The sequence below is a fragment of the Megasphaera sueciensis genome (assembly GCF_050219315.1).
Taxonomy (GTDB): domain Bacteria; phylum Bacillota; class Negativicutes; order Veillonellales; family Megasphaeraceae; genus Megasphaera_A; species Megasphaera_A sueciensis.
In genome coordinates, this window is the sequence record NZ_CP116939.1 from 1,739,084 (window position 1) to 1,761,584 (window position 22,501).

20 protein-coding genes are annotated in these 22,501 nt (G+C 40.0%); 5 read left to right on the forward strand and 15 right to left on the reverse strand.

All coding sequences use genetic code 11. The features are described 5' to 3' along the window. The first annotated feature begins 95 nt into the window (after positions 1-95). The gene (locus NXG62_RS08380) at positions 96-803 is read left to right on the forward strand and encodes a GntR family transcriptional regulator (RefSeq protein ID WP_427111989.1); all 708 of its coding nucleotides are present in this window, start codon (positions 96-98) and stop codon (positions 801-803) included. Further along, complete coding sequence (locus NXG62_RS08385) at positions 796-1,677, forward strand: epoxyqueuosine reductase (RefSeq protein WP_427111990.1); 882 nt, start codon at positions 796-798, stop codon at positions 1,675-1,677. Before NXG62_RS08380 ends, NXG62_RS08385 begins: the two co-directional genes overlap by 8 nt. On the opposite strand, the gene NXG62_RS08390 is transcribed toward NXG62_RS08385, so the two are convergent. From NXG62_RS08390 to NXG62_RS08450, 13 genes are all read right to left on the reverse strand, one after another. Next, on the reverse strand, positions 1,664-2,230 hold the full coding sequence (locus NXG62_RS08390; protein WP_427111991.1) for a YIP1 family protein: 567 nt from the start codon (positions 2,228-2,230) through the stop codon (positions 1,664-1,666). The genes NXG62_RS08385 and NXG62_RS08390 overlap by 14 nt on opposite strands. Beyond that, the gene (gene sppA / locus NXG62_RS08395) at positions 2,227-3,177 is read right to left on the reverse strand and encodes a signal peptide peptidase SppA (RefSeq protein ID WP_427111992.1); all 951 of its coding nucleotides are present in this window, start codon (positions 3,175-3,177) and stop codon (positions 2,227-2,229) included. The genes NXG62_RS08390 and sppA overlap by 4 nt, the downstream gene beginning before the upstream one ends. A 1,220-nt stretch (positions 3,178-4,397) precedes the next feature. After that, complete coding sequence (locus NXG62_RS08400; protein ID WP_427111993.1) at positions 4,398-5,294, reverse strand: dihydrodipicolinate synthase family protein; 897 nt, start codon at positions 5,292-5,294, stop codon at positions 4,398-4,400. A gap of 388 nt (positions 5,295-5,682) precedes the next feature. Next, positions 5,683-7,023 (reverse strand): replicative DNA helicase, encoded by a 1,341-nt coding sequence (gene dnaB, locus NXG62_RS08405; RefSeq protein WP_427111994.1) that lies wholly within the window; start codon positions 7,021-7,023, stop codon positions 5,683-5,685. Between the two features lie 10 nt (positions 7,024-7,033). Further along, complete coding sequence (gene lonC / locus NXG62_RS08410) at positions 7,034-8,947, reverse strand: Lon family ATP-dependent protease (RefSeq protein ID WP_427111995.1); 1,914 nt, start codon at positions 8,945-8,947, stop codon at positions 7,034-7,036. A gap of 18 nt (positions 8,948-8,965) precedes the next feature. After that, positions 8,966-9,412 (reverse strand): 50S ribosomal protein L9, encoded by a 447-nt coding sequence (rplI, locus tag NXG62_RS08415; RefSeq protein ID WP_427111996.1) that lies wholly within the window; start codon positions 9,410-9,412, stop codon positions 8,966-8,968. 1 nt (position 9,413) lies between these two features. Next, the gene (locus NXG62_RS08420; protein ID WP_427111997.1) at positions 9,414-11,420 is read right to left on the reverse strand and encodes a DHH family phosphoesterase; all 2,007 of its coding nucleotides are present in this window, start codon (positions 11,418-11,420) and stop codon (positions 9,414-9,416) included. A 19-nt stretch (positions 11,421-11,439) separates the two neighbouring features. After that, the gene (locus tag NXG62_RS08425) at positions 11,440-12,402 is read right to left on the reverse strand and encodes a YybS family protein (RefSeq protein ID WP_427111998.1); all 963 of its coding nucleotides are present in this window, start codon (positions 12,400-12,402) and stop codon (positions 11,440-11,442) included. Between the two features lie 80 nt (positions 12,403-12,482). Next, a complete protein-coding gene (locus NXG62_RS08430; RefSeq protein ID WP_427114264.1) occupies positions 12,483-14,144 on the reverse strand; it encodes a ribonuclease J in 1,662 nt (553 codons plus the stop codon). Between the two features lie 318 nt (positions 14,145-14,462). After that, positions 14,463-15,305, reverse strand: a complete 843-nt coding sequence (locus NXG62_RS08435; protein WP_427111999.1) for a hypothetical protein — start codon at positions 15,303-15,305, stop codon at positions 14,463-14,465. Positions 15,306-15,344: 39 nt separating this feature from the next. After that, positions 15,345-16,151, reverse strand: a complete 807-nt coding sequence (gene thiD, locus NXG62_RS08440) for a bifunctional hydroxymethylpyrimidine kinase/phosphomethylpyrimidine kinase (protein ID WP_427112000.1) — start codon at positions 16,149-16,151, stop codon at positions 15,345-15,347. A 19-nt stretch (positions 16,152-16,170) separates the two neighbouring features. Continuing rightward, positions 16,171-16,653 (reverse strand): phosphohistidine phosphatase SixA, encoded by a 483-nt coding sequence (sixA, locus tag NXG62_RS08445; protein ID WP_427112001.1) that lies wholly within the window; start codon positions 16,651-16,653, stop codon positions 16,171-16,173. A gap of 25 nt (positions 16,654-16,678) precedes the next feature. Next, complete coding sequence (locus NXG62_RS08450; protein WP_427114265.1) at positions 16,679-17,035, reverse strand: ArsR/SmtB family transcription factor; 357 nt, start codon at positions 17,033-17,035, stop codon at positions 16,679-16,681. Between the two features lie 279 nt (positions 17,036-17,314). Between NXG62_RS08450 and NXG62_RS08455 the strand changes: the two genes are divergently transcribed. Beyond that, positions 17,315-17,839, forward strand: coding sequence for a nitroreductase family protein (locus NXG62_RS08455; protein WP_427112002.1), 525 nt, complete (start codon positions 17,315-17,317; stop codon positions 17,837-17,839). A gap of 136 nt (positions 17,840-17,975) precedes the next feature. On the opposite strand, the gene NXG62_RS08460 is transcribed toward NXG62_RS08455, so the two are convergent. Together NXG62_RS08460 and NXG62_RS08465 are read right to left on the reverse strand one after the other, a co-directional pair. Then, positions 17,976-19,703, reverse strand: coding sequence for a putative bifunctional diguanylate cyclase/phosphodiesterase (locus NXG62_RS08460; protein WP_427112003.1), 1,728 nt, complete (start codon positions 19,701-19,703; stop codon positions 17,976-17,978). A 166-nt stretch (positions 19,704-19,869) separates the two neighbouring features. Beyond that, positions 19,870-20,604 carry a class I SAM-dependent methyltransferase gene (locus NXG62_RS08465; RefSeq protein WP_427112005.1) on the reverse strand — a complete coding sequence of 245 codons (735 nt, stop codon included), beginning with the start codon at positions 20,602-20,604 and terminating at the stop codon, positions 19,870-19,872. A gap of 142 nt (positions 20,605-20,746) precedes the next feature. On the opposite strand from NXG62_RS08465, the gene NXG62_RS08470 reads away from it, so the two are divergent. Continuing rightward, positions 20,747-21,685 (forward strand): ABC transporter permease, encoded by a 939-nt coding sequence (locus NXG62_RS08470; RefSeq protein ID WP_427112006.1) that lies wholly within the window; start codon positions 20,747-20,749, stop codon positions 21,683-21,685. A gap of 1 nt (position 21,686) precedes the next feature. After that, on the forward strand, positions 21,687-22,496 hold the full coding sequence (locus NXG62_RS08475) for an ABC transporter permease (protein WP_427112007.1): 810 nt from the start codon (positions 21,687-21,689) through the stop codon (positions 22,494-22,496). The last annotated feature ends 5 nt before the right edge of the window (positions 22,497-22,501 follow it).

Genomic DNA, 22,501 nt, shown 5'->3' on the forward strand with positions numbered 1-22,501 from the left:
TTACACTATTTATGAATTCCCTGTCTGTTTTAGTGGTATTTGTGTGGTATAATAATTGCAAACCTATTTGTTTGTATCATTAAGGGGGATAATTCATGACAAACCCAAATCAACATTCGTTAAAAACACAAATTTACCATATTATAAAAAAAAGATTATTAGATCAAATATATCAAGACGGGCAGATTCTCACAGAAAGAAAACTCTCAGAAGAGCTTAATGTCAGTCGTACTCCCGTTCGGGAAGCTATGCAGCGTTTGCAAAAAGAAGGCTGGGTTCAATATGTCCGCAACAAGGGTATTATTGTAAAAAGCATGGATGCCAGTGATCTGATTCATATTTTTCAAATTCGTACCGCCTTGGAAATTTTAGCTGTTAAATTGGCTTGCTCCCGTATTAACTCGGACCAGCTTCAATTGCTGCGACTGTCGTTGATTCAGCAAGCAGGGAAAAAAGAAGGGACTATGCCCGATTATCAAAAATTTATTCTTTATGATACAGAATTTCATAATATTATTATTGATGCTGCAGGAAACATGATGCTGCGGTCTATTATTGATGAAATTCGCGACAAAATCAAACGAACCGGTATAAATTCCCTATATAGCCGCAAAAGCCGTATCGCCGAAGCTGTTACGGAACATACAGCAATCGTGGACGCCTTGGAAATCAAAGATGTAGACAGGGCCTGCAAAGCCATGGAGAAGCACTTGGATATTTGTTATACCTCTGCATACGGCTACATTGTCCGTCCTGAAATCCAAAAGCAGCATAGCGCAGAAAAGGGAGACATCCATGGATAGTGACCGTCTTAAAGATTATGCCCGCTCCTTAGGATTGGATTGTCTTGGTATCGCCTCTTCCGAATTAGCCATCCCTACAAAGGAGAAAAAAATTTGTCCGCTGGCCGCCGGGCAAGGTATAGATAGGTATACACCGCAAACTTTATTGGAAAATTGCCGTGCTGTTATCGTCGTTTTATTTCCTTATTATGTACCAACAGAAGTACCAAGCAATTTGTCTATGTATACACAAAGTATTGATTACCATCTTATTATACAAAACTACTTAAAACTTCTCCAGTATTTTATGGAACAAGAATATCCGCAAAGCAATCATTACCTTTGTGCAGATACCTCGCCTCTCTGCGACCGATATCTTGCTCATCAAGCTGGCTTAGGCTTTATTGGTGATAACAATTGCTTTATACATCCTATCTATGGATCCTATTGTTTTATTGGCAGTGTATTGACAACAGTACCCTTAGTTCCAGATACACCGCTTACAAAAGAATGTTTTCACTGCGGTGCCTGTCATAAAAACTGTCCCGGAAGTTGTTTTATTAATTCTAACTATGATTATGAATACTGCAAATCTTATTTAACACAAAAAAAAGGCGACTTAACGCCGCCTGAAATTGCAATTATAAAAAAAACTCCTCTCATTTTCGGTTGTGATGAATGTCAGCGCGTTTGTCCCCATAATCAATATATTCCAATCACTCCAATCCCAGAATTTCGCAAAAATCGAATTTTGCAATTACAACGGATGGATCTCCTTTCACTGACAAATAATCAATTCCGCAGGATGTATGGAAACCGTGCTTTCGCTTGGCGGGGAAAATCAATATTACTGCGAAATCTCGAGTATACAGATAAAAAATCTAAAACCCCTTAACTAACGACAACACACTAAAAGTAAACCATACAACAAGAATAACAACCACACAAACCAAAATAATCATTGGCATACATACCGCCAATGTGCTGCGAGCAGTATTCATACCATAGGTAGATCGCACTGTCAATACAGATAGTACCAACGTCCACAGTAAAGATGCAATAGAAATGAAATGAACCAGAAGCGACGGTAAAATAAATAGTAAGCTTTCCGCTAATGTAGCAAAATTGAGAGGTATATTAGAAAATCCCAAACCCGCCGCTAATGCTTTTATAGTACCGCTGCCTCCTAAAAGGCAGGAAATCCCATGGATAAAAATAATCTGCAGAATAAAACACACACCACCAAAAAGCAAAGCCCCAACTGCCGCCCCTATATGAGCGCCTGACAATTGGATTATCGCTGATATACAAGGAAGCATTAGTGTAAATATCCAAATCAACAATCCTTCACGAAGCCGCCTTTCCTTCACGATTTTATCCAATGTAACTTTGGGCTTTGTAATAAAGTCATACGTATATTCCAGCGTATCTAAAATCAAAGGTCTCATCGCTGCAGCACTCCTTTCATAAGAAGTAAGGGCAGTGGTACCGCCGTATCCGTACTAAACTGGGAACGTATAAATTGTGATAACGAACTGTTTCCTTCTAGCAATTGTTTCCAAGATATCGAATGATCATACTCCACCGTAGGCACATCATCTGGATTTACACCGATTCGGTTTCCCGCATCGGCCAAGGCATCATAATAATTCCCCACTTTATCTACGAGGCCCAGTTGCTTAGCTTGTGCTCCCGTAAAAACACGTCCATCTGCAAGGGTTCTCACTTTTGCTTCATCCATATGACGTCCCGTTGCTACAACCGCTACAAACTGATCATACATATCATTGACCATAGTCTGTGTCATCTGTCGTTCCTCCTCGGTCATCGGTCTGAAAGGAGAAAATATATCTTTATGAGCTCCCGACTTAATTTTTTCTTCGGAAACACCAAGTTTCTGACTAAGACCCTGCAAATCATAATAGGACATGTATACGCCAATACTGCCCGTAATGGTAGATGGATTAGCATAAACCGTATCCCCATAGACAGAAAGCCAATACGCTCCGGAAGCGGCGGTATCTCCCATGGAAACAATAACCGGTTTTCCGCTTTTTTTAAGTCGCTCCAATTCTGTCGCTGCCTCTTGCGTTGCTGCAGCACTGCCTCCCGGGCTATCAATACGCAGTAAAACGGCCTTTACCTCTTGATCCTTTCGTGCCTTACGGAATTCTCGCATAAGACTTCCCGATGTTGTAACATTAGAGCTGCTAAATCTCATGGGATCATCATCGCCTCCCACAATAGGTCCGTTAACACGGATAACTGCAACTTTTCCTTTCTCTGCCAATTGATGCACCGGACCTGCTTTCGTATAAAAACCGGCAAAACATACAACTGCCACTATAATGGCTACTGCAGCTGCCGTAATTGTGATCTTCTGTTTTCGTTCCATATGCATTCCTCCTTTGTTACTCCATATAATACCACAAGAAGAAGAAAAAAACGATAGCCATGTTTAGATAGTAAACAAGAGTATTCCTCACATCAAGGCAGAAAAATACAAAAAAAGGATAAGACATCTTCCATTCCGCTGTACACACAAATGGTACGATATATATGCGAACACATTGCCAGATGCAGATCATACTACCGACACCTACGTCTCCTGTAATCCCTGATCACTCTTCTTATGCATCGTTCCATTAACTGGAGCACGTATCCGCCGGAAGTTTCCGAGATAATTTTTCTTTTATTCGGGCTATAAACCTCTAGCATGAATTAATTGAACTCTGTACCTATCTTCAACTTCCCATCATTGAATATAACGTCTACGGTTCTTTATATTATGAACCAAAACCACCCAAACCATTCAAAGTCTTTAATAAAAACGATGTGGTTATCTATCTGAATACCACATTCAAATCCCTGGCGTCCATACTGCATGTTAGTTGGTTTATCACTGCTAAAACAATCATCCAGCGGCTGGATGATACAAAAATGCAAATGGATTATAAAGCAAGTTCTTTATCGCAATTAATTTTAACTAAAATTATTGCACGTGGAAATTATACTGCCTATACTAAACGGCTGCAACATTGAAATATGTCTCTCACCGTTTCAGTCCCGATCATTTTCTCCGCATTTCTTATACCTATTCTAAAGAACAGATATTTTTGATGTCCATTTCATAATCAAAACACTGCATACTACTGAAATATATGAACAAGTGCCGATTTATTATATACTATCCCTTAGCAGAACCGATTATATCCGGCATAAACATCAAAAATCACATGAAAAACTCGATGAAGACGGGCAAAAATCAGATTGTAACACGTCTTTCACATGCGTATATATGATCACCAACTTCTCTAACAGGTCAATTAAAACGACACAGCTCACCTTATTAAAACGCAAAGTTTTGCAATACCTACAAAGAAATGAGGGAGCTATGAACATGTTAAATGATTTTTTTATTATCATAAAAACACTCTTATATAAACCTATGTGCATGAATTTTAACCGACAGATATTTTAATAATAATAAAAGAAACGCCCACACATTATGTCGCGAGCAACTTAAAAGAAACTCGCAAATAATGCATGAGCGCCCATAATACTTACGTAAATAACAAAAATGACAACACCGTTGTTGAATATCGTTCAAGCTTATTATGTACTTAATCCTTCCGCAAGAATATTGATGACGGTCTTATACTGCTCCTCCGTTATAGGAAGACCCGGTGCCCTTGTACAAGTAGAAATATCTAATCCCTGCGCCTTTACAGCAGCTTTAATTGCCACAACAAATAAAGGTGTTACATCATACAAGCCCATAAGTTTTGATATTTTTTTGGCACATATTTCTGTCGTAATAAAATCTTTATTTTCATACGCCTGATGATATTGAACAAATAATTCCGGAACAACGTTAGTTAACCCACATAACACACCATCCCCGCCGGCTGCACGATTAACAAGGTAATATTCATCAAATCCTGACACAACAGAAAAATCAGGACGTACCGCCTTAACAGCCGCAATAAGTTTACGGGTATGGCTTATAGTATCAACTGTATCCTTTATGCCTATAATATTGGGATATCTTTCAGCTAAAGTTCGAACTACATATGGCGTTAAATCAGCACCAACACGGGCAGGAAAATTGTATAATTGAATAGGAAAGGCCACTTGCTCAGCAATCTTACCAAAATATTGAATCGCAGCATCTTCCGTAGGTCCAAAGTAAAAGGGTGCCACAATATTGATAGCATCAGCACCAGCTTTTTTTGCATAATGTGCTAATTCAAGTACTTCTTCAATCCTGGTACTTCCTACACCAATGATAATTTGAGTCCGATGATCCACCACTTTCACGGCTAAATCTATAAGTTTCTTCTTTTCTTCCACAGAACAAGCATAAAATTCACCCAAACTACCAAAAAACAATAATCCGTTAATACCCGCAGAGACCAAATGATCAATATGTTTCGACATATTTGGGAAATCAATGTTTCCTTCTTCTGTCAAAATGGTTATTACCGGTGTATAAACACCCTTTATAATCATATTAATTGCCTCCTTTTATATATATAATTTTCCGCTCGAACTATTCGCAGATGCCATATATGAACGTCATATAATAATAAACTTACTTAAAAATCGTTCATAGTATTGAAAAAATATATCAAACCGGGATTTTTTACGGTTCTCATATTGTATATATCAAAACAAGACCCACTAATCCCTCCCGTTATTAAAATTACATTTTATGTTAGAAAAAGACAACCCGCATAGCATCCTTAAAAAACCATCATATATCCCCAAGAGATTACGTCTTTTAACAACTCACAAAATTACAGACATAGATATATTTTATCAGCAATTGCAAACAGTGAAAATTAAATCTATAGCCTCCAAGTCTGAAAAAGCTGTCAATCAATTTTTTATATTCAAGTCATTCCTCGCCATGATGGGTATCAAGATTCATAAACAACGTACATTCACTCTTAAAGAAAAGTTCTACTGTACCCACTGGTCCATTACGATGTTTCGCTACAATAACTTCGGTAATATCTTTACGATCACTTTCAGGATTATAATACCCTTCTCGATAAAGAAAAGATACAATATCCGCATCTTGTTCCAATGCCCCAGATTCGCGAAGATCACTAAGCATAGGTTTCTTTTCTTGGCGACTTTCAACACTGCGACTAAGCTGCGACAGTGCAATGAGCGGAACTTTAAGTTCGCGAGCCAACGCCTTTAAAGAGCGGGAAATCTCAGAAATTTCTTGTTGTCTATTTTCATTGCTGCGTCGCGATGACCCCTGCATAAGCTGTAAATAATCGACAATAATAAGGTCCAGTCCATGTTCCGATTTTAACCGACGCGCTTTAGAACGCATTTCTGAAACTGTAATTCCTGGTGTATCATCAATATAAATAGGTGATTGATATAGCTTATCGCAGGCGTCAGTAAGTTTACTCCACTCTGCATCACTATTAAGCTGCCCAGTCCGCAATTTTTGTGAATCTAAATGAGATATCTGACACAAAAGCCGCTGTACAAGCTGGTCTTTAGACATTTCCAAAGAAAAAAATGCCACCGTTTTTTGTTGGCGCACCCCAACATTTTGTGCAATATTGAGTGTAAAAGCGGTCTTCCCCATAGATGGCCGCGCTGCGACCAAAATCAAATCCGAAGGCTGTAATCCGGAGGTAAGTTTATCTAAGTCGCGAAAGCCCGTAGGCAAACCAGTAAGACCCGCTTTATTCTCGTATAGCTTGGTAATTTTATCAAACGTTTCTTCTACAACTTCACCAACCGAAGAAAAATCTCCTTTATCCTTATTCTCCGATAAATGAAGAATTTGACGTTCTGCATTATTCAATAATTCATCCGGTTCTTTTTCACCATCATAGGCTTCTGTCGTAAGATCCGTACAGGTTGTGATAATATTGCGGACCAGCGCTTTATCCGCAACTATATTTGCATGATATTCTATATTAGCTGCCGTAGCAACCATATTAGGCAAACTGAGGACATACTCGATGCCGCCTACGTCATCCAGTTTTTTCATCCGGCGCAGTTCTTCCGGCAGCGTGATGACATCAATTTCCTTGTTATCATGATGCAGTTGGATCATAGCCTCAAAAATAATACGATGCACGTCCCGGTAAAAATCTTCGGGACTAAGCTTCTCCATTGCCACGATAACAGCATTATGATCGATGAGCATCGCTCCCAAAACCGCTTGCTCCGCTTCCACATTTTGCGGCGGTATGCGTTGTTCCATCGTTATCCTCCTATATATTTTTTATAAGCATAATATCCAGTACCTCACGAATAGTTTCTACTGGATAAACATTCAAATTCAAATGATCTTTCGGAATATCTTGTTCATTTGCCATTGGTATAATGATGCCATTCATACCGGCCTGACGTGCCCCATAAGCTTTTTCAAAAACACCGCCTACCGGTTTGACCATACCCTGAACGGAAATTTCTCCGGTAATAGCTATATCCTGTCTGACCGCCTGCTGCGTTACCGCCGATACAAGTGCCGTAGTAATAGCACATCCCGCCGAAGGACCATCAATATTCCCACCGCCAATAAAATTAACATTTACATCATAATCAGACAGTTCCTGCCCCGTTATTTCCCGGACCACCGCCGCTGCATTAAACATTGAATCTTTAGCCATAGAACCTGCCGTATCATTAAATCGGTAATATCCCTTACCAGGATTTTTTGCTGAAAAAGCTATGGATTCTATTTCTATAGCCGAACCTAAGTATCCCGCCACTCCAAGGCCAAAAACTTTGCCTACTGCAGGAATAGCCGAAGCTTTTTTCGTCACATATGGAATCAAGCGACTAATTTGTGCTACACGATGGACATGATCTTTCGTAATTATAATATTATCTTTACTTCCCGCTTGATATACAGCAAGCCCATATGAATCAGCTAAAATATTAACGGCCTTACGCCCTTCAATGGTAAATTCACTAATAAGTTCAGGAACCTCTTCTTCCAAACGTACATCCAGCGTTCCCGCCGCATTGCGAACAATTTCCTGAATATCCCCCGGTACAAGAGGTTCAAAGAAGACTTCCGCGCACCGTGACCGAATAGCCGGATTGATTTCTGATGGATCACGAGTTGTCGCTCCAATAAGAATAAAATCTGCAGGTGCTCCTTCAGCAAAAAGTTTTCGAATATATGCCGGTACTTGTGGATCAGAATCATCATAATACGCTGATTCAAATTTTACTTTTTTATCTTCCAATACTTTCAATAATTTGTTCAGCAACATAGGATCCATTTCGCCTATTTCGTCAATAAACAAAATACCGCCATGTGCTTCCGTGACAAGCCCGGGCTTTGGTTCAGGTATTCCTGTTTCCGCTAAATCACGGCGTGCACCTTGATAAATCGGATCATGCACCGATCCGATAAGAGGATTGGTCATATCACGGGAATCCCATCGCAAAGTTGTGCCGTCCGTTTCTACAAAAGGTGCATCATTGCCAAAAGGAGTAAAAGGTAGTCCTTTTGCTTCATCTAAAACAATACGTGCCGCCGTAGTTTTGCCAACACCGGGAGGACCATATAACAAAAGATGCTGCGGATAAGTAGACGCCAACTTGCTTTGCATGGCCTCAACAGCACGCTCTTGTCCTACAATAGCACTTAATTTCTTAGGTCTCATTCGTTCCATAATAGATTCTGTAAGTTTAATACCATCCAGTTTCTGTAAATCCTGAAGTTTTTTCTTTGACTGAGGTGTTTCCACTTCATTCATTTCCTCTTTAATGACCTGCATCTTAATTTCCTGTACATATTCCTGTTGTTTTTCTTCCATCTTTTGAGAAATTTTCTTTTCCAAACGTTCTTCCACCGCCTGGCGAGCCAACATCTCAGCCAAAACCATTTCCAACTCATTTAAAATATCCACAACTTGATTATCATCAGGAATAGCTTCATAAGAAGCATCTTCATAAATGAGCCGTTGAAGCCCAACCAAGCGATGGCGCGGATCTTCGGAATGCACATAAGACAATGCCGAATACTTACTGGCACGCAATACCATTTTTTCCGGGCCGATAAGTCCAGTAAAAGCACCATAAAGAACATTAACTTGACGGCGAAGTTCTTCTTCCGCCGTTGGTTCCAGATATTTATGACGTTGCAGTAATTTATCCAACAATTCTTTCATATCGCACCTCAGGGTATATTATCCTTCCACAACATGAATCTTTATAATACTTGTAATTTCAGGGTGAACCCGAATAACAATATCATGATCACCCAATGTTTTAATCGTATCTTTGATTTCTACTTTCTTTTTATCCAAATCTAAATCATATTGTTTTTTTGCAGCATCACTGATAGTTTTGCCTGTAATAGCACCAAAAATTTTTCCCCCTTCACCTACTTTTACAGGGATGGTAAGTTCAACCTTTTTTAACTGGCTTGCCAATATCGCGGCCTCCTCCGAAGCTACTTGAGCTTTATGCTTAGCCGAGGCTTGTTTTTGCTTGGCATCGTTAATATTTTCTGATGTTCCCGGTGCCGCCAGCTTACGAGGCAAAAGAAAATTATGACCATAGCCTTCAGACACTTCTATAATTTCACCCTTTTTTCCTAATTTTTTGATATCTTGCAATAATATAACCTTCATGTTATTCATTCTCCTTATGTATAACTTCATGCAATGCATCGATAACTGCCTTTTGCGCAGCCTCCATCGTCGTATTTTTCAATTGAGCACCAGCAACCGTACGATGACCACCGCCGCCTAAAGCCTCCATGACCAACTGCACATTGACATCTCCATCAGAACGGGCACTGATTCCAATTATATTATCCGGAAGTTCATAAAAACTAAAACCAGTCTTGACATCATCAATATTAATCAGCATATCTCCCAACTGGGCTGCTACAATGGGTGCATTTTTGACATCTTTAGGACACACGGCAATCGCAACTCCGTCTTCCAATATTTGAGTCTGAGATAAAAGTCGTGATTTCATTTTAACCGTTTCTAAGTCGGTACAGAACAATTCTCTGACAATTTGCGGATCTGCCCCGCTGCGACGCAGATATGCTGCGGCATCAAAAGTACGCACTCCCGTCTGTACCGCAAAGTTTTTCGTATCCACGACAATACCAGCATACAGCGCCGTTGCTTCAATCTTCTGCAGTTCTACAGTATCACTATAATATTGTAATAATTCAGTAACTAATTCGCTTGTAGATGAACTTGATGTTTCCATGTACGTCAAAAGCGGCTGTCGAATAAAATCCGTACTGCGGCGATGATGATCAATAACCACTCTGCGGGTCGTTTTTTCCAACAACTTAGGTGCTACCGTCATATCAGAACGATGCGTGTCAACAATAAACAACAAGGTTTGATCATTGCACAATATTTCAGCTGTATCCGCTGAAATAAATATATCCTGCAATTCCGGAACATCCGCAATTTGTTTTTCTAAGCGCATAACAGCATTACTTTCCTTACTAATAACAATATGAGCCGATACGCCTGTCATTTTAGCCATATGAGCAATACCTACAGCAGCACCGATACTATCATAATCTTCCCGTTCATGCCCCATAACAAGTACTAACGCACTGGAATCAATAAGCTCACGTATCGCTTGTGCCACTACACGAGCCCGGACACGGGTATTTTTTTCTACAGATTGCGTTTTTCCTCCATAAAAATGAGCAGATCCATCTTCTTCATACACAACAACTTGATCTCCGCCGCGCCCCAAAGCCAAATCCAGCCCAGCTCTTGCTTTATCTGCTAATTCATTAAAATTAGACAGACCATTTTCTACAATTTCTTTAGGAAAGGTAGAAATTCCCATGCTAATGGTAACCGGAATACGGTTCACCGTATGAATAGCACGAATTTTTTCCAAAAAAGAAAAATTGTTATGCTTTAACACATCCAGTGCCTGTCGACTCAAACAAGCTACATAGTTTTCATCTCCATAAGATCGGACAAATCCGCCCAATTCCGTTAATTCATCCAATAAGCAATTATTAACGTCCGCCCATAAGGTAGCTCGCTGCATATCAGACATACCCTTTGCAACTTCCTCCAAATTATCAATTTCAATATCACAGAATACAGGCATGGCTTCGAGACAAGCAATCTTTTGTTTTTCTGTATCTGTAATATCTTCAAAATAAAGAATTAAATAGTTACTGTCATTATCTGAATCGGTTTGCAAATACTTATAAACTACACGATAATATCGATCATTGATATGCTCAAAAAAATATCCGAATTTCCCCCAAAACTTGTCAATATTAAGATTTTTCATGATTCCCTGAAGTTTTTGATTATCTTCAAAATCTCCAATCCAATCGCGAAAAACACTATTAGCCCAGCATAAACTCGACTCCATATCAACAATCGCAATACCAATAGGTAAATTCTGAACAGCATAACTGGAAGCCTGATCGACACTCTGAGAAATAGCATCGAAAAAACGGCTCATTTCCTGATTATGCTCCATAATGTTTTTACGTGTCAAAACATATACTCCACCTATGATAATCAGAGCCAACAGTGCCACAATCCAGTTATAAACGGCGATAATAAGAAGCAATATTCCAATAACCAGAATAAACGGCTGATCATATCGTTTCGCCAACATATTTCTAAACATTTCTTGCCTCCCGTATTTGTTATGCGGCGTTATGTTTTTTACGATAATTCATCGCCATATCGACGATACCGGCAACAAATACTAAAAATTGGAAAAGAGGAAATATAAATAGTAGAATAACAATACAAGCCTGACCTACCGAACCAAGTTTAAAATGGCGATCCAGCAGATATAGAACAAAGGCAATACCTTGTATGCAAATAAAAAATACGGAAAGCTGTTCCAGATTCAAGCCAATAACGCTCAATCCATCTATTCCTCTGGACGTCCCCCAATATTTGACGACTATTGCCAACACATATAAGTATAGCATACTCCTGGAAATTTCCCAATATCGTACCGGTAAAAAAGGACGCACCGCATAGCCAAGACGAGTTAAAATAATCTGTGCAACTCGTATATTTAAATAAGACAGCATAGCGAGTCCCAGGCAAACCATAAGTGGAATGATTGCCGGCAAGAGACGTGCTACTTCCTCCATCTGCTGCCGTCCCTGTACTAGCTGTACCTCCGACATCCCGCTATCCTTATATGATTCAATAACACTATCCATAAGAATTTGAAATTGCCCATTCAATAGTTGCAGCACATCAACATGGAGCACAATATACATCATCCCGACCAAAGCCACCAGTCCCACACCCAATGCAATTGTTACGCCAAATAGCATTTTGGCCGGTGGCCAATCGCTGCGGAATCCCATACCCAAAGCTACTCCCACACAGCAAAACGTCACCATCTGCAACAACGCCGTAACCGGATCTATAAACATCCCCATAAGAGTTCCTACAATAACACCCATCATAAGCGACCAGCGCAGACCAAAACGCATATGGATAATGGCCATAGGAACCGGTAAGATAAAATAGCCTATAATAGAAAAAAAAGGAACATAATTGCTAAGCAGTGCTAAAATCAATATTACAGCAGCAAAACATCCTGCTGTAGTAATAGCTCTGACATTTGTATTGCGTGGATCCACAGAATTTTCCCCTTTCACTACGGCACGACAGCGGAGGCAGTAATGCCTCCGCTGTCGCATACCGAATTGGCTGTTAACCATTACACTTCCATAATAATCGGCAATATCATAGGACGACGACGCGTTTTTTCAAACAAATACCGACTCAATGTATCGCGAACCTGAGACTTGATAACCGCCCATTCACGGATATTGCCGGCTTCACACCGTTCCAAAACAGCCGCAACTTTATCATGTGCTTCATTCATAAGCGCCTCTGAATCACGCACATAAACAAAACCGCGCGAAACAATATCCGGTCCCGCCAAAGGATGACAAGTCCCTTTAGCCAAGGTCATTACGACAATAACCATTCCTTCCATTGCTAGTTGCTGTCGATCACGAATAACAATATTACCCACGTCACCAACGCCTAGCCCGTCAACAAATACACGGCCAGCATTAACATGTCCCGCTTTTTTGCCTGAACGATTGGTAAATTCAAACACCTGTCCATTATCACCAATCAGAATATGGTCTTTTTTGACCCCCATCATTTCTGCAATTTCACCATGTTTTTTCAACATGCGGTATTCACCATGAACAGGGATAAAAAATTTAGGACGCACTAAATTTAGCATGATTTTCAATTCTTCCTGGCTGGCATGTCCCGAAACATGAATTTTCTTTTCTTTACCAGCTACTACATTCGCACCCAATTTCATAAGGTTGTCAATCGTGCGTCCTACACTAGTTTCATTTCCAGGAATTGGCGAAGCTGAAATAATGACAGTATCCCCTGGCATAATGCTCACGCTGCGGTGATTATTAGCAGCCATGCGGCTGAGTCCCGCCATGGGTTCGCCTTGACTGCCGGTAGTCAATATAAGAATTTGATCTGCCGGATAGCGATTCATTTCGTCCGGTTCAATCATAACTCCCTGAGGGACATCCAGATATCCCAACTCAATTGCAATCTGTACATTATTTACCATGCTGCGTCCAAATACAGCAACCTTGCGTTTAAACTGAACCGCCGTATTGACGGCTTGTTGAATACGAGAAATATTAGAAGCAAAAGTAGCCAGAATAATACGTCCCTTTGCTTCTGTAAAAGCTTTGCGGAAAGCCCCGCCAACAATGGTCTCAGATTCTGTATATCCAGGCCGTTCCGCATTTGTACTATCCGACATAAGTAATAATACGCCTCTATGTCCCAGTTCTGCAAACTTATGGATATCCATAACCAACCCGTCAACAGGTGTCTGATCAATTTTAAAATCGCCGGTATGAACAACCGTACCTACCGGTGTCTTAAAAAATATGGCGCTCGCATCGGGAATCGAGTGATTTGTATGAATAAATCCCACTTTAAAAACTCCAATTTGGAATTCATCGCCATGATGAACCTCATTAAGTTCATAGTGGGTAATATGATTTTCTTTAAGTTTGCCTTCAATAAGACCACATACAAGTTTTGTTGCATAAACAGGTACATTGACCTCATTAAGCAGATATGCCAAACTCCCGATATGGTCTTCATGCCCGTGTGTGATTACAACCGCTTTTACCTTATCCTTATTTTCAATAAGATAGCTCATATCGGGAATAACAAGATCAATCCCGAACATGTCATCATCGGGGAAAGACAGTCCTGCATCCAAAACAATGATATCTTCACCGTATTGGAAAACTGTCATATTCTTCCCGATTTCTCCCAGTCCACCGAGGGGAATTACCAATAATTTTTCTTTTGCCAAAATAATATACCTCCTATACTGCTATATCCCGTTCCGGCCGCATTTTCAGTCAAATATCCTCTGCACCTTTCATACTCCTGCTGCGGCTATATCCTTATCCAATTATAACAGGCCGTTCCATCACACCGCTCGCAACCATCATGATGGTTCTGTCGCTCTGTTCTTTTCACGGACATCAACGAAAAATATTTCAATTGTTCACTTATACCATATTTTACGCTATATGTCAAATATTATCTAGTCTAATTTTAATTTTTTGCCCGTAAAGCAGCATAGATTTTTCACGAATTCAAATTTTTCTCTATTTTTCATATGTAATTCCTAGTTTTTCTCTGCAGCTTTCCGTACCATTTTCGGCACCGCTATAGAAATACCATCGGGAAGCGGTTTGCTGTCTACGGTAATTGTCATACAGCTATGATCGATCATTTCTCTTACTAAAGCTTTAGCTTTTTCAGACCCATTAACTCTCGAAGCAACCGCACGAGCCACTGTCTGTACCTGATCAGTCAACAGTCCATCGACATGAATAATACGTTTTGTTTTGGGATCGATCGTCACGACAAAAGAAACATCTCCCGCCTGCTGCAAAGCCTGTAATGCTTGCGCTGCTATCTCCGCCTGCTGTGAACCGAGCCCTTCTTTTTCCAAGTTTTCCTTATCAGTGTTATCATATATACGCCGCGCATCAAAGACAACTTTATACTGATTCAAACCAACAATATCCACAGCTTTTACGCCAGACATAATAGATCGTTCCGTTCCAAACGCATCCGCAAGCGGGGCCTTGTTCTTCAAAGGACGTACCTGTTTATTCCACAACATCTTATCCATTTGACTGCGGCCAGAATAAATATTCAGATGATCTCCGTCCTGTTCCACATATACAGCCGCAAAAGGACTATCCGTTTTATTTAAAGAAGACAGCGTGACTACACTTTTGACTTTAAACGGTTTTTCCTGCAAATCAATGGTATCGGCTAAGGCTATTGAGGTTATGGGCATCTTCAAATTAAGCAATATAACATACTCGCCTTCAGGATGAGCTGCCATGGTTTGCACTGCTTCTTTATATGCGGTATCCGGATTAGCCGCCGAGCAGGCACTGCTCATCAAGATGACTGTGGCTGCGGCACAAACTATCTGCCTATATTTTTTTTTCATATACTATCACCTCCTATACAATTGATATAACATGCAAAATTATAACAAACCAGCCTTTTTATAAAGTTCATAAAAATGATGAATCGGTCCATGTCCCTTGCCGATAGGTTCTGCATGCTTGATACCTTCAAACACAAAAGCCTTAGCTTTGCCTACTGCCGTTTCCAGTTCCATTCCATTTGCCAAATTAGCTGCAATAGCACTAGATAAAGAACATCCGGTACCATGTGTACTCGTACTTTCAATATGCTGGCTTCTAAAATAATGAAAACCATTTCCATCAAAAAATATATCCGTAGCATCAGATATACGATGCCCGCCTTTGATCAAAACAGTTTTTGCCCCCATCGCCGCAATTATGCGGCAAGCTGTTTCCATATCAGAAAAATCATGTATCTCCTGCCCTGCCAATACTTCTGCCTCTGGAATATTCGGAGTCAAGACATCCGCCAACGGCACTAAAATGGTCTTAAGTACCTGTTCTGATTCTGGAGCTAATAACCGGTGTCCGCTAGTTGACACCATGACCGGATCAACAACAATAAAGGGTGGTTTATATTGTTTCAGCTTTTCACCAATAACACGAATTGTTTCGGGAACGCTTACCATTCCTATTTTTACAGCATCCACCACAATATCCTCAAACACCGCTTCCAGCTGCTCCGCAATCAAATTCGGCGTTATATCCATATAATCTATGACACCTTGTGTATTTTGTGCAACTACTGCTGTAATAACATTCATACCATAGCATCCATGAGCACAAAACGTTTTTAAATCAGCTTGTGCTCCCGCTCCGCCGGAGGGATCAGTACCCGCTATGGATAAAAGATGTTTCATTACCATTAGAAAATCCTCCTTGTACCTATAAAATCAAAGCTGCTGCTTTTGGTTGTACATATAATAATAATTTACCGTGTCCCGTTGGTTTTAATGCCGGATCATATTCAAAAATAGCTATACTGCCTGTTCTAAAATCTATGGGCGTCCCCGTTATTTCCTTAGCCCAATGTCCCAAAAAAGGTTCATGCCCAACAACTAAAACAACATCATTTCTTTCTTTAATTAAAACTTCTTCATAAAAACTCCGCAAGTCTCCCACGGCAAGGGACGGATGTATATCCATAGAAACAGCATGGATTGCCCGTCCCATAATTATCGCCGTTTCACGCGCCCGAACCAACGGGCTAGACCAAATACTCGTATTTCCCGCAGGCCACCAGCGCTTTACCAAAGAAGCCATAGTAGTTACGCGCTGCCGCCCATTTTCTGTTAAATGCCGTTGGCTATCATTACTGCCACGCTTAAATATCTCTGCTTTGCCATGACGCATTAAACACAAAAACATAGTTTATTCCCCGCTTTTAGTATTACTATTCAGCAACATGCTCTAACCCCACTGCCAAAAGAGTAAATACATGATTATCCGCTAATGAATACCAAATAACTTTACCGTCCCGTCGAAATTGTACTAACCGGGCATCCCGCAAAATCCGCAGTTGATGGGAAACCGCCGATTGCCCCATCCGAATCTGTTCAGCAATTTCACATACACACATTTCACCCTCCATTAACGCATGAAGTATGCGTAATCGTGTAGGATCCCCAAGCACCTTAAATATTGCCGCTAACGGCTGTATATATTCCTTGGGAAGACTCGGCTGCGATACGGTTTTTTTTTCTAATTCCACAATGCCGCAATATTTCCCATGTGTATGTTCATGATTCACCATTATCGCCTCTATTTATTAAAAAATAATCATAAATATTCGCTGCTATCACGCAAATCCCCTCCAGTATTATTTTATTATATCATAACTCTTTTCTAATATCCGTACCACTACGGATATTTTTATATTTTCTCATTAGTTTTTGTTGAATCTTCTGAATCTATCAATATATTTCAGATATATTCCTTTCATTTTTCTTTCCCATAAAATATAAAATAATGGTATACTAATTATGGTTTATAATATTTATTAATTATTCCTTGAAAGGGGCTGACCTTTATGAATGAAACGATTCAAACACTACTCACCCGCCGCAGCATCCGCAAGTACAAACCTGAACAAATAAAAGAAAAAGAATTGCAGGAAATCGTCAAAGCCGGAACCTTTGCCGCTTCTGGCAAAGGACAGCAACCCGTTACCATCGTAGTAATTCAAAACCATGACCTAATTGCCAAATTATCCGCTATGAACGCCAAAATCTTGGGTACTAACAGTGATCCATTCTATGGAGCACCTACCATCTGCCTCGTATTGACAGATACAAAAAAATCCGTCAACGCCTGGTCCGACGGGTGTCTCGTCATGGGTAATCTCATGAATGCTGCCGCAGCACTCGGCATTGGCTCCTGCTGGATCAATCGCGCTAAAGAAGAATTCGAATCTCCAGAAGGCAAGACACTGCTTAAAAAATGGGGACTTCCCGAACATCTCACAGCTGTTGGCCATTGCACCCTCGGTTACGCTGACTGCCCGCTTCCCGCCGCAGCCCCGCGCAAATCGGATTTTGTAGTATATGTAAAATAAAGCTATTACAACGAATGATAAAAAGCAAATATGTCACAACGGGTCCGTAACCAAGTCCCTTTTCATAAATGACCGGGTACGGACCTTTTATAATATCTGACATCATCTGATTTGCAATAAATTCTTAATGATTTATCTACAAACAGCTCCAATCAGTCAAGTCAAAAAATGTTATCAAATATACATCTCCGTTATTACGCATTCCCAAATAATGAGCCCGTGCATACATCAACATAGAATGTCCATCGTAATGAATGGAGTGATATGTAAATGAAACGGTTTCTTTCTTCCATTTAGCCTGTTCCAATGACCGCTGCACGATAATTTGATCGGCAGGTTGGATCGGATTCCATCCATCATTACTGGTTGATAGTGTATGCCGCCCCCAAATTTGTGCATACCCATGATTAGCCCATAATAAAATTAATGTACTGTTTTTAAGTTCATATAAACCAATGCCATTAAGCAAATCAAGCAATCCCATAATTTTTCTGTCATATGCCATTATTGTTTTGTAACAACTCATATTATAATCTGTATTGATAATCTCTTCCGATGCAGGCGGTGTATATTCATCCATCAAATGCAGAAAATCCGATTCCGAAATCGGTTTCGAAAAATAATACCCTTGCCCTGTATTGCAACCTATATTTTTTAAATATTCACTCTGTGTCCTTGTTTCTACTCCTTCCATAACCGTTTCTAAATTCAACCATTGTGCCATACGAACAATACTTCCGATAATATCTCCAGCCCGCTGCGAGATATCCATCTGTCGAATAAACAACATATCAATCTTCAGTGTATCGACGGGAAGATTCATCAGCATATTCAATGATGAATACCCACTGCCAAAATCATCCATAAGAATATGAAAGCCCAGTTCTTTAAGCTGCATCAAAATAACATGCATTTGCCGTGGATCATCCATATAAACAGATTCAGTCACTTCCAATTCCAATACCCATGGTGGTAAGTCATACTTTTTCAGCAGTATAGTAAGTCGCTCGACAATATCCTGATGGTAAAAATCTACACGTGATACATTAACAGAAACTGGTACTATGGGACGCATGACATCTAGGCACTGCCGCTGATGTTGGCAAACAGTTTCCCAAATATATAGGTCAAGTAAAACAATCATACCATTTCGTTCAAAAAGCGGAATAAATTCGTTGGGGCGTACTGTCCCCAATTGAGGATGAAACCAACGGACTAAGGCTTCCGCGCGAGTAATTTGTTTCGTCGAAAAATCATACATAGGTTGATAAAATACTTGGAACTCGCCACTATCCAATGAATTTTTCATTGAAGCCGCCAGCATTTGGTCGCGCCGTATTTTATCCTGCATAATATTATCATATACAGCATACGGTTTACTTCCGTTCGGAGTAACGGATTGGAGAGCCACGATAGCACAATCCGTCATTTCTTTGACCGTCATATTTTCATCGTTTACTTTATATATGCCAAAGGTAAAATTAACATTGATATTTAAATCCAGTTTTTCCAACACCGCTTGACAATAACCAATAAAAGATTGCATATGCAGCCGGCCTAATGGCATACATCCGACAAAATGATCCGAATGAAAACGTCCAAATACATCTCTGCCATGTGAATCTCTTTGCCAACGGCGGACAACTCCTCCTAGTGTTTTCAATACATAATCGCCGGCAGAGGTTCCAAAAAGCTCATTAACCAATTTAAATTTGACAATATTGCTGCAAACAACGATATATTCTTTCCGCTGATGAGTCGATAATACCTTTTCTGCTTGTGCAAAAAAATATTGCCGGCTGTAAAGTCCCGTCAACCCATCGTATTTTGCAAATTCTGCTTGTTCGATAACATCTTCCTTCACAATACATTCTCCATAAAAAAACATAATGAATATATCTGTTCCAGTAAAAAAACATCTTGTTTACTATGTCTATATAATCTACAGTTAACATTATATATGATGGAAAAACGTTTCGCAATTTGTTTATGTTTATTTATTTGTTTTTATTATATTCCGTATGTAATTTTTACATATTTCTTTGTGCAGATTTATATCCGCACAAAGCAAACAATGGCAATGTATCATATTGCATATTCTGTAAACAGTGTACCATAGAACGAATATCCGCACGATAGGAACAATTGACAAAACCGATACGCTGTAAACACTGTAAATCCCACTGCGGGCGATTTTCCTGACTAATAGAAAGACCTTTTTTCAAGTTCTCACATTCCCACAATATTTTTTTATCTAACTTATGATGTACATTTTCTTTTTTTTCGGCTTCAGTTGCAAAATTGATAGCTCCGTAATTAGAGTCAAAATTCAGCATAATGCCACCTGGCTTAAGAACCCGCAGCCACTCTATATATGCGGCTGTTACATTTGGCAGATTCCACGTTAAATTCCGTGAAACAACTACTTCAAAAGTATTACTGGCAAAATCAAGCTGCTGCGCATTGCCACATTCAAAATGGATGCTCATTTCATTCATCTGCGCCACTTGTTCTGCTTGCCGCAGCATTTCTTTTGATAAATCAATTCCCGTCACGCAATACCCGGATTGTGCCATAAGAATAGCCAGAAACCCAGTTCCTGTTCCTACATCAAGGACACTGATGTCCTTTTTTTTCGGTAAATAGGACGTTATGAAATTTTGCCAGGCCTGTGCGTCAGGCCCTGCCAATTCTACGCGCCGGGTATCACCAAACTCTTTACTGCGCGCATTCCAATAATTTTGTACTCGCTTATCAAGTTCCATACGGATTCTCCTTTAATTTTGTGTACTATTATACAAGAAATTCTTCTTTTAACAAAATATATTTAAAACCGCCATTGACATGAAGTCCCATCTATGTAATATGATAAAAGAACATGTTTTACATAAAGGAGTTTTTATAGCAATGAAACATTACATACAAACCAGATTGCTCCATCTGATTCCCATACTTATAGGCATTACTTTTTTATCATTTGCTCTTATGCATACAGCCTCAACGGACACGGTCGATTTACTATATGAGCAAAACGGCGGTGCTTCTCCTGCCGCAATCACAGCTCATAAAATCGCACTTGGCTTAAATAAAGATTTTCTTGGTCAATACAGTGACTGGATTTGTAATATACTACAGGGAAATATGGGAACTTCATTTGTATCCGGGCAACCCGTATCATCGGTCATTATAGAAAAAATTCCTTCTACAATTGAACTGATGGTTATCGCTGTATTAATCACACTTTTTATATCAATACCGTTAGGCATGATAACTGCTGTAAAAAAAGGAAGCTGGATAGATTATTTGATACGTTTTTCAGCTTTTACCGGCAATGCTTTGCCTGATTTCTTCATCGGATTGCTGCTTCTTTATTTTTTTGCTGTTAAAATACCTATTTTTTCTTTTTTCAGTACTGACAGCAATACGATTCCTATACTTCCAGCCCTGACACTGGCAATTGCAATGAGCGCTAAATATACGCGGCAAATACGCGGTATTCTGCTGGAGGAACTGCACAAACCGTATATACAGGCAGCTCGCATACGGGGCATACCTTATTTCTATATTCTTACTCATTATGTGTTGCGTTCTGTTTTATCTCCACTGCTAGCACTTTTGGGAGTATCTGTCGGTTCTCTGCTGGGCGGCGCCGCTATCGTTGAATCTATTTTCCTCTGGGACGGTATCGGAAAGCTTGCCGTAGATGCCATTGTTATGCGCGATTATCCTATTATTCAAGCCTATGTAATTTGGATGTCTCTTATCTACGTCCTTATTAATTTAGCCGTCGATATACTTTGCTGTTTCATTGATCCCCGCATCACGATTCATGAGGAGGGGCATTAAGATGATACACACTGCTAAAAATCGTCGCTTTTTTGTTCTTTTGCTGCTGATTGCCGCCGGACTTATTTTTTCATTGACAGCCGAATATATTCTTCCTTTTGATGCTTATAATCAAAATTTATTGCAAGCGTTGCAGCCACCAAGTACGGCGCATCTGCTTGGTACTGATCGTTTTGGCAGAGATATGCTGGCTCGTACAATTGCTGGTGCTAAAATAACGGTATTTACCGCACTGATGATAACCTTTCTAACAAGTTTTTTAGGCTCCCTTATCGGTCTGTTCTGCGGATATCATCGCAACCGCCTAGTCACAATTCTTTTACGTCTTACGGATGTGTTTTTAGCTTTTCCATCTATGGTTTTTGCTATTGCCGCCGCCGGATTACTGGGTGGAGGTACGTTTAATGCAGCTGCGGCTATTATGCTTGTTTCCTGGCCGAAATACACCCGACTAGTACGTACACAAACACTACCTTTACGGCAGACGGAATACATAGAGGCCGCCAAAATGAGCGGATCCTCTTCTTGGCAAATTATGTTCTTTCATATTTTGCCCGTCATTATCGGTCCCATTTGTATTACAGCAGCCCTCGATATCGGTACCATTATTACCGAAATTGCAGGTCTGTCATTTTTAGGATTGGGAACTGCGCCTCCAGCCGCAGAATGGGGTTCAATGATGAGCGGAGCTCGTAATTTATTGCAAACAGCACCTTGGACTATTTTTGCTCCTGGTATTGCCATATTTATCACAGTTTCTTTATTTCAGCTATTTGCAGATTCTCTGCGTGATTTTTTTGATATCCATTAAGCGAG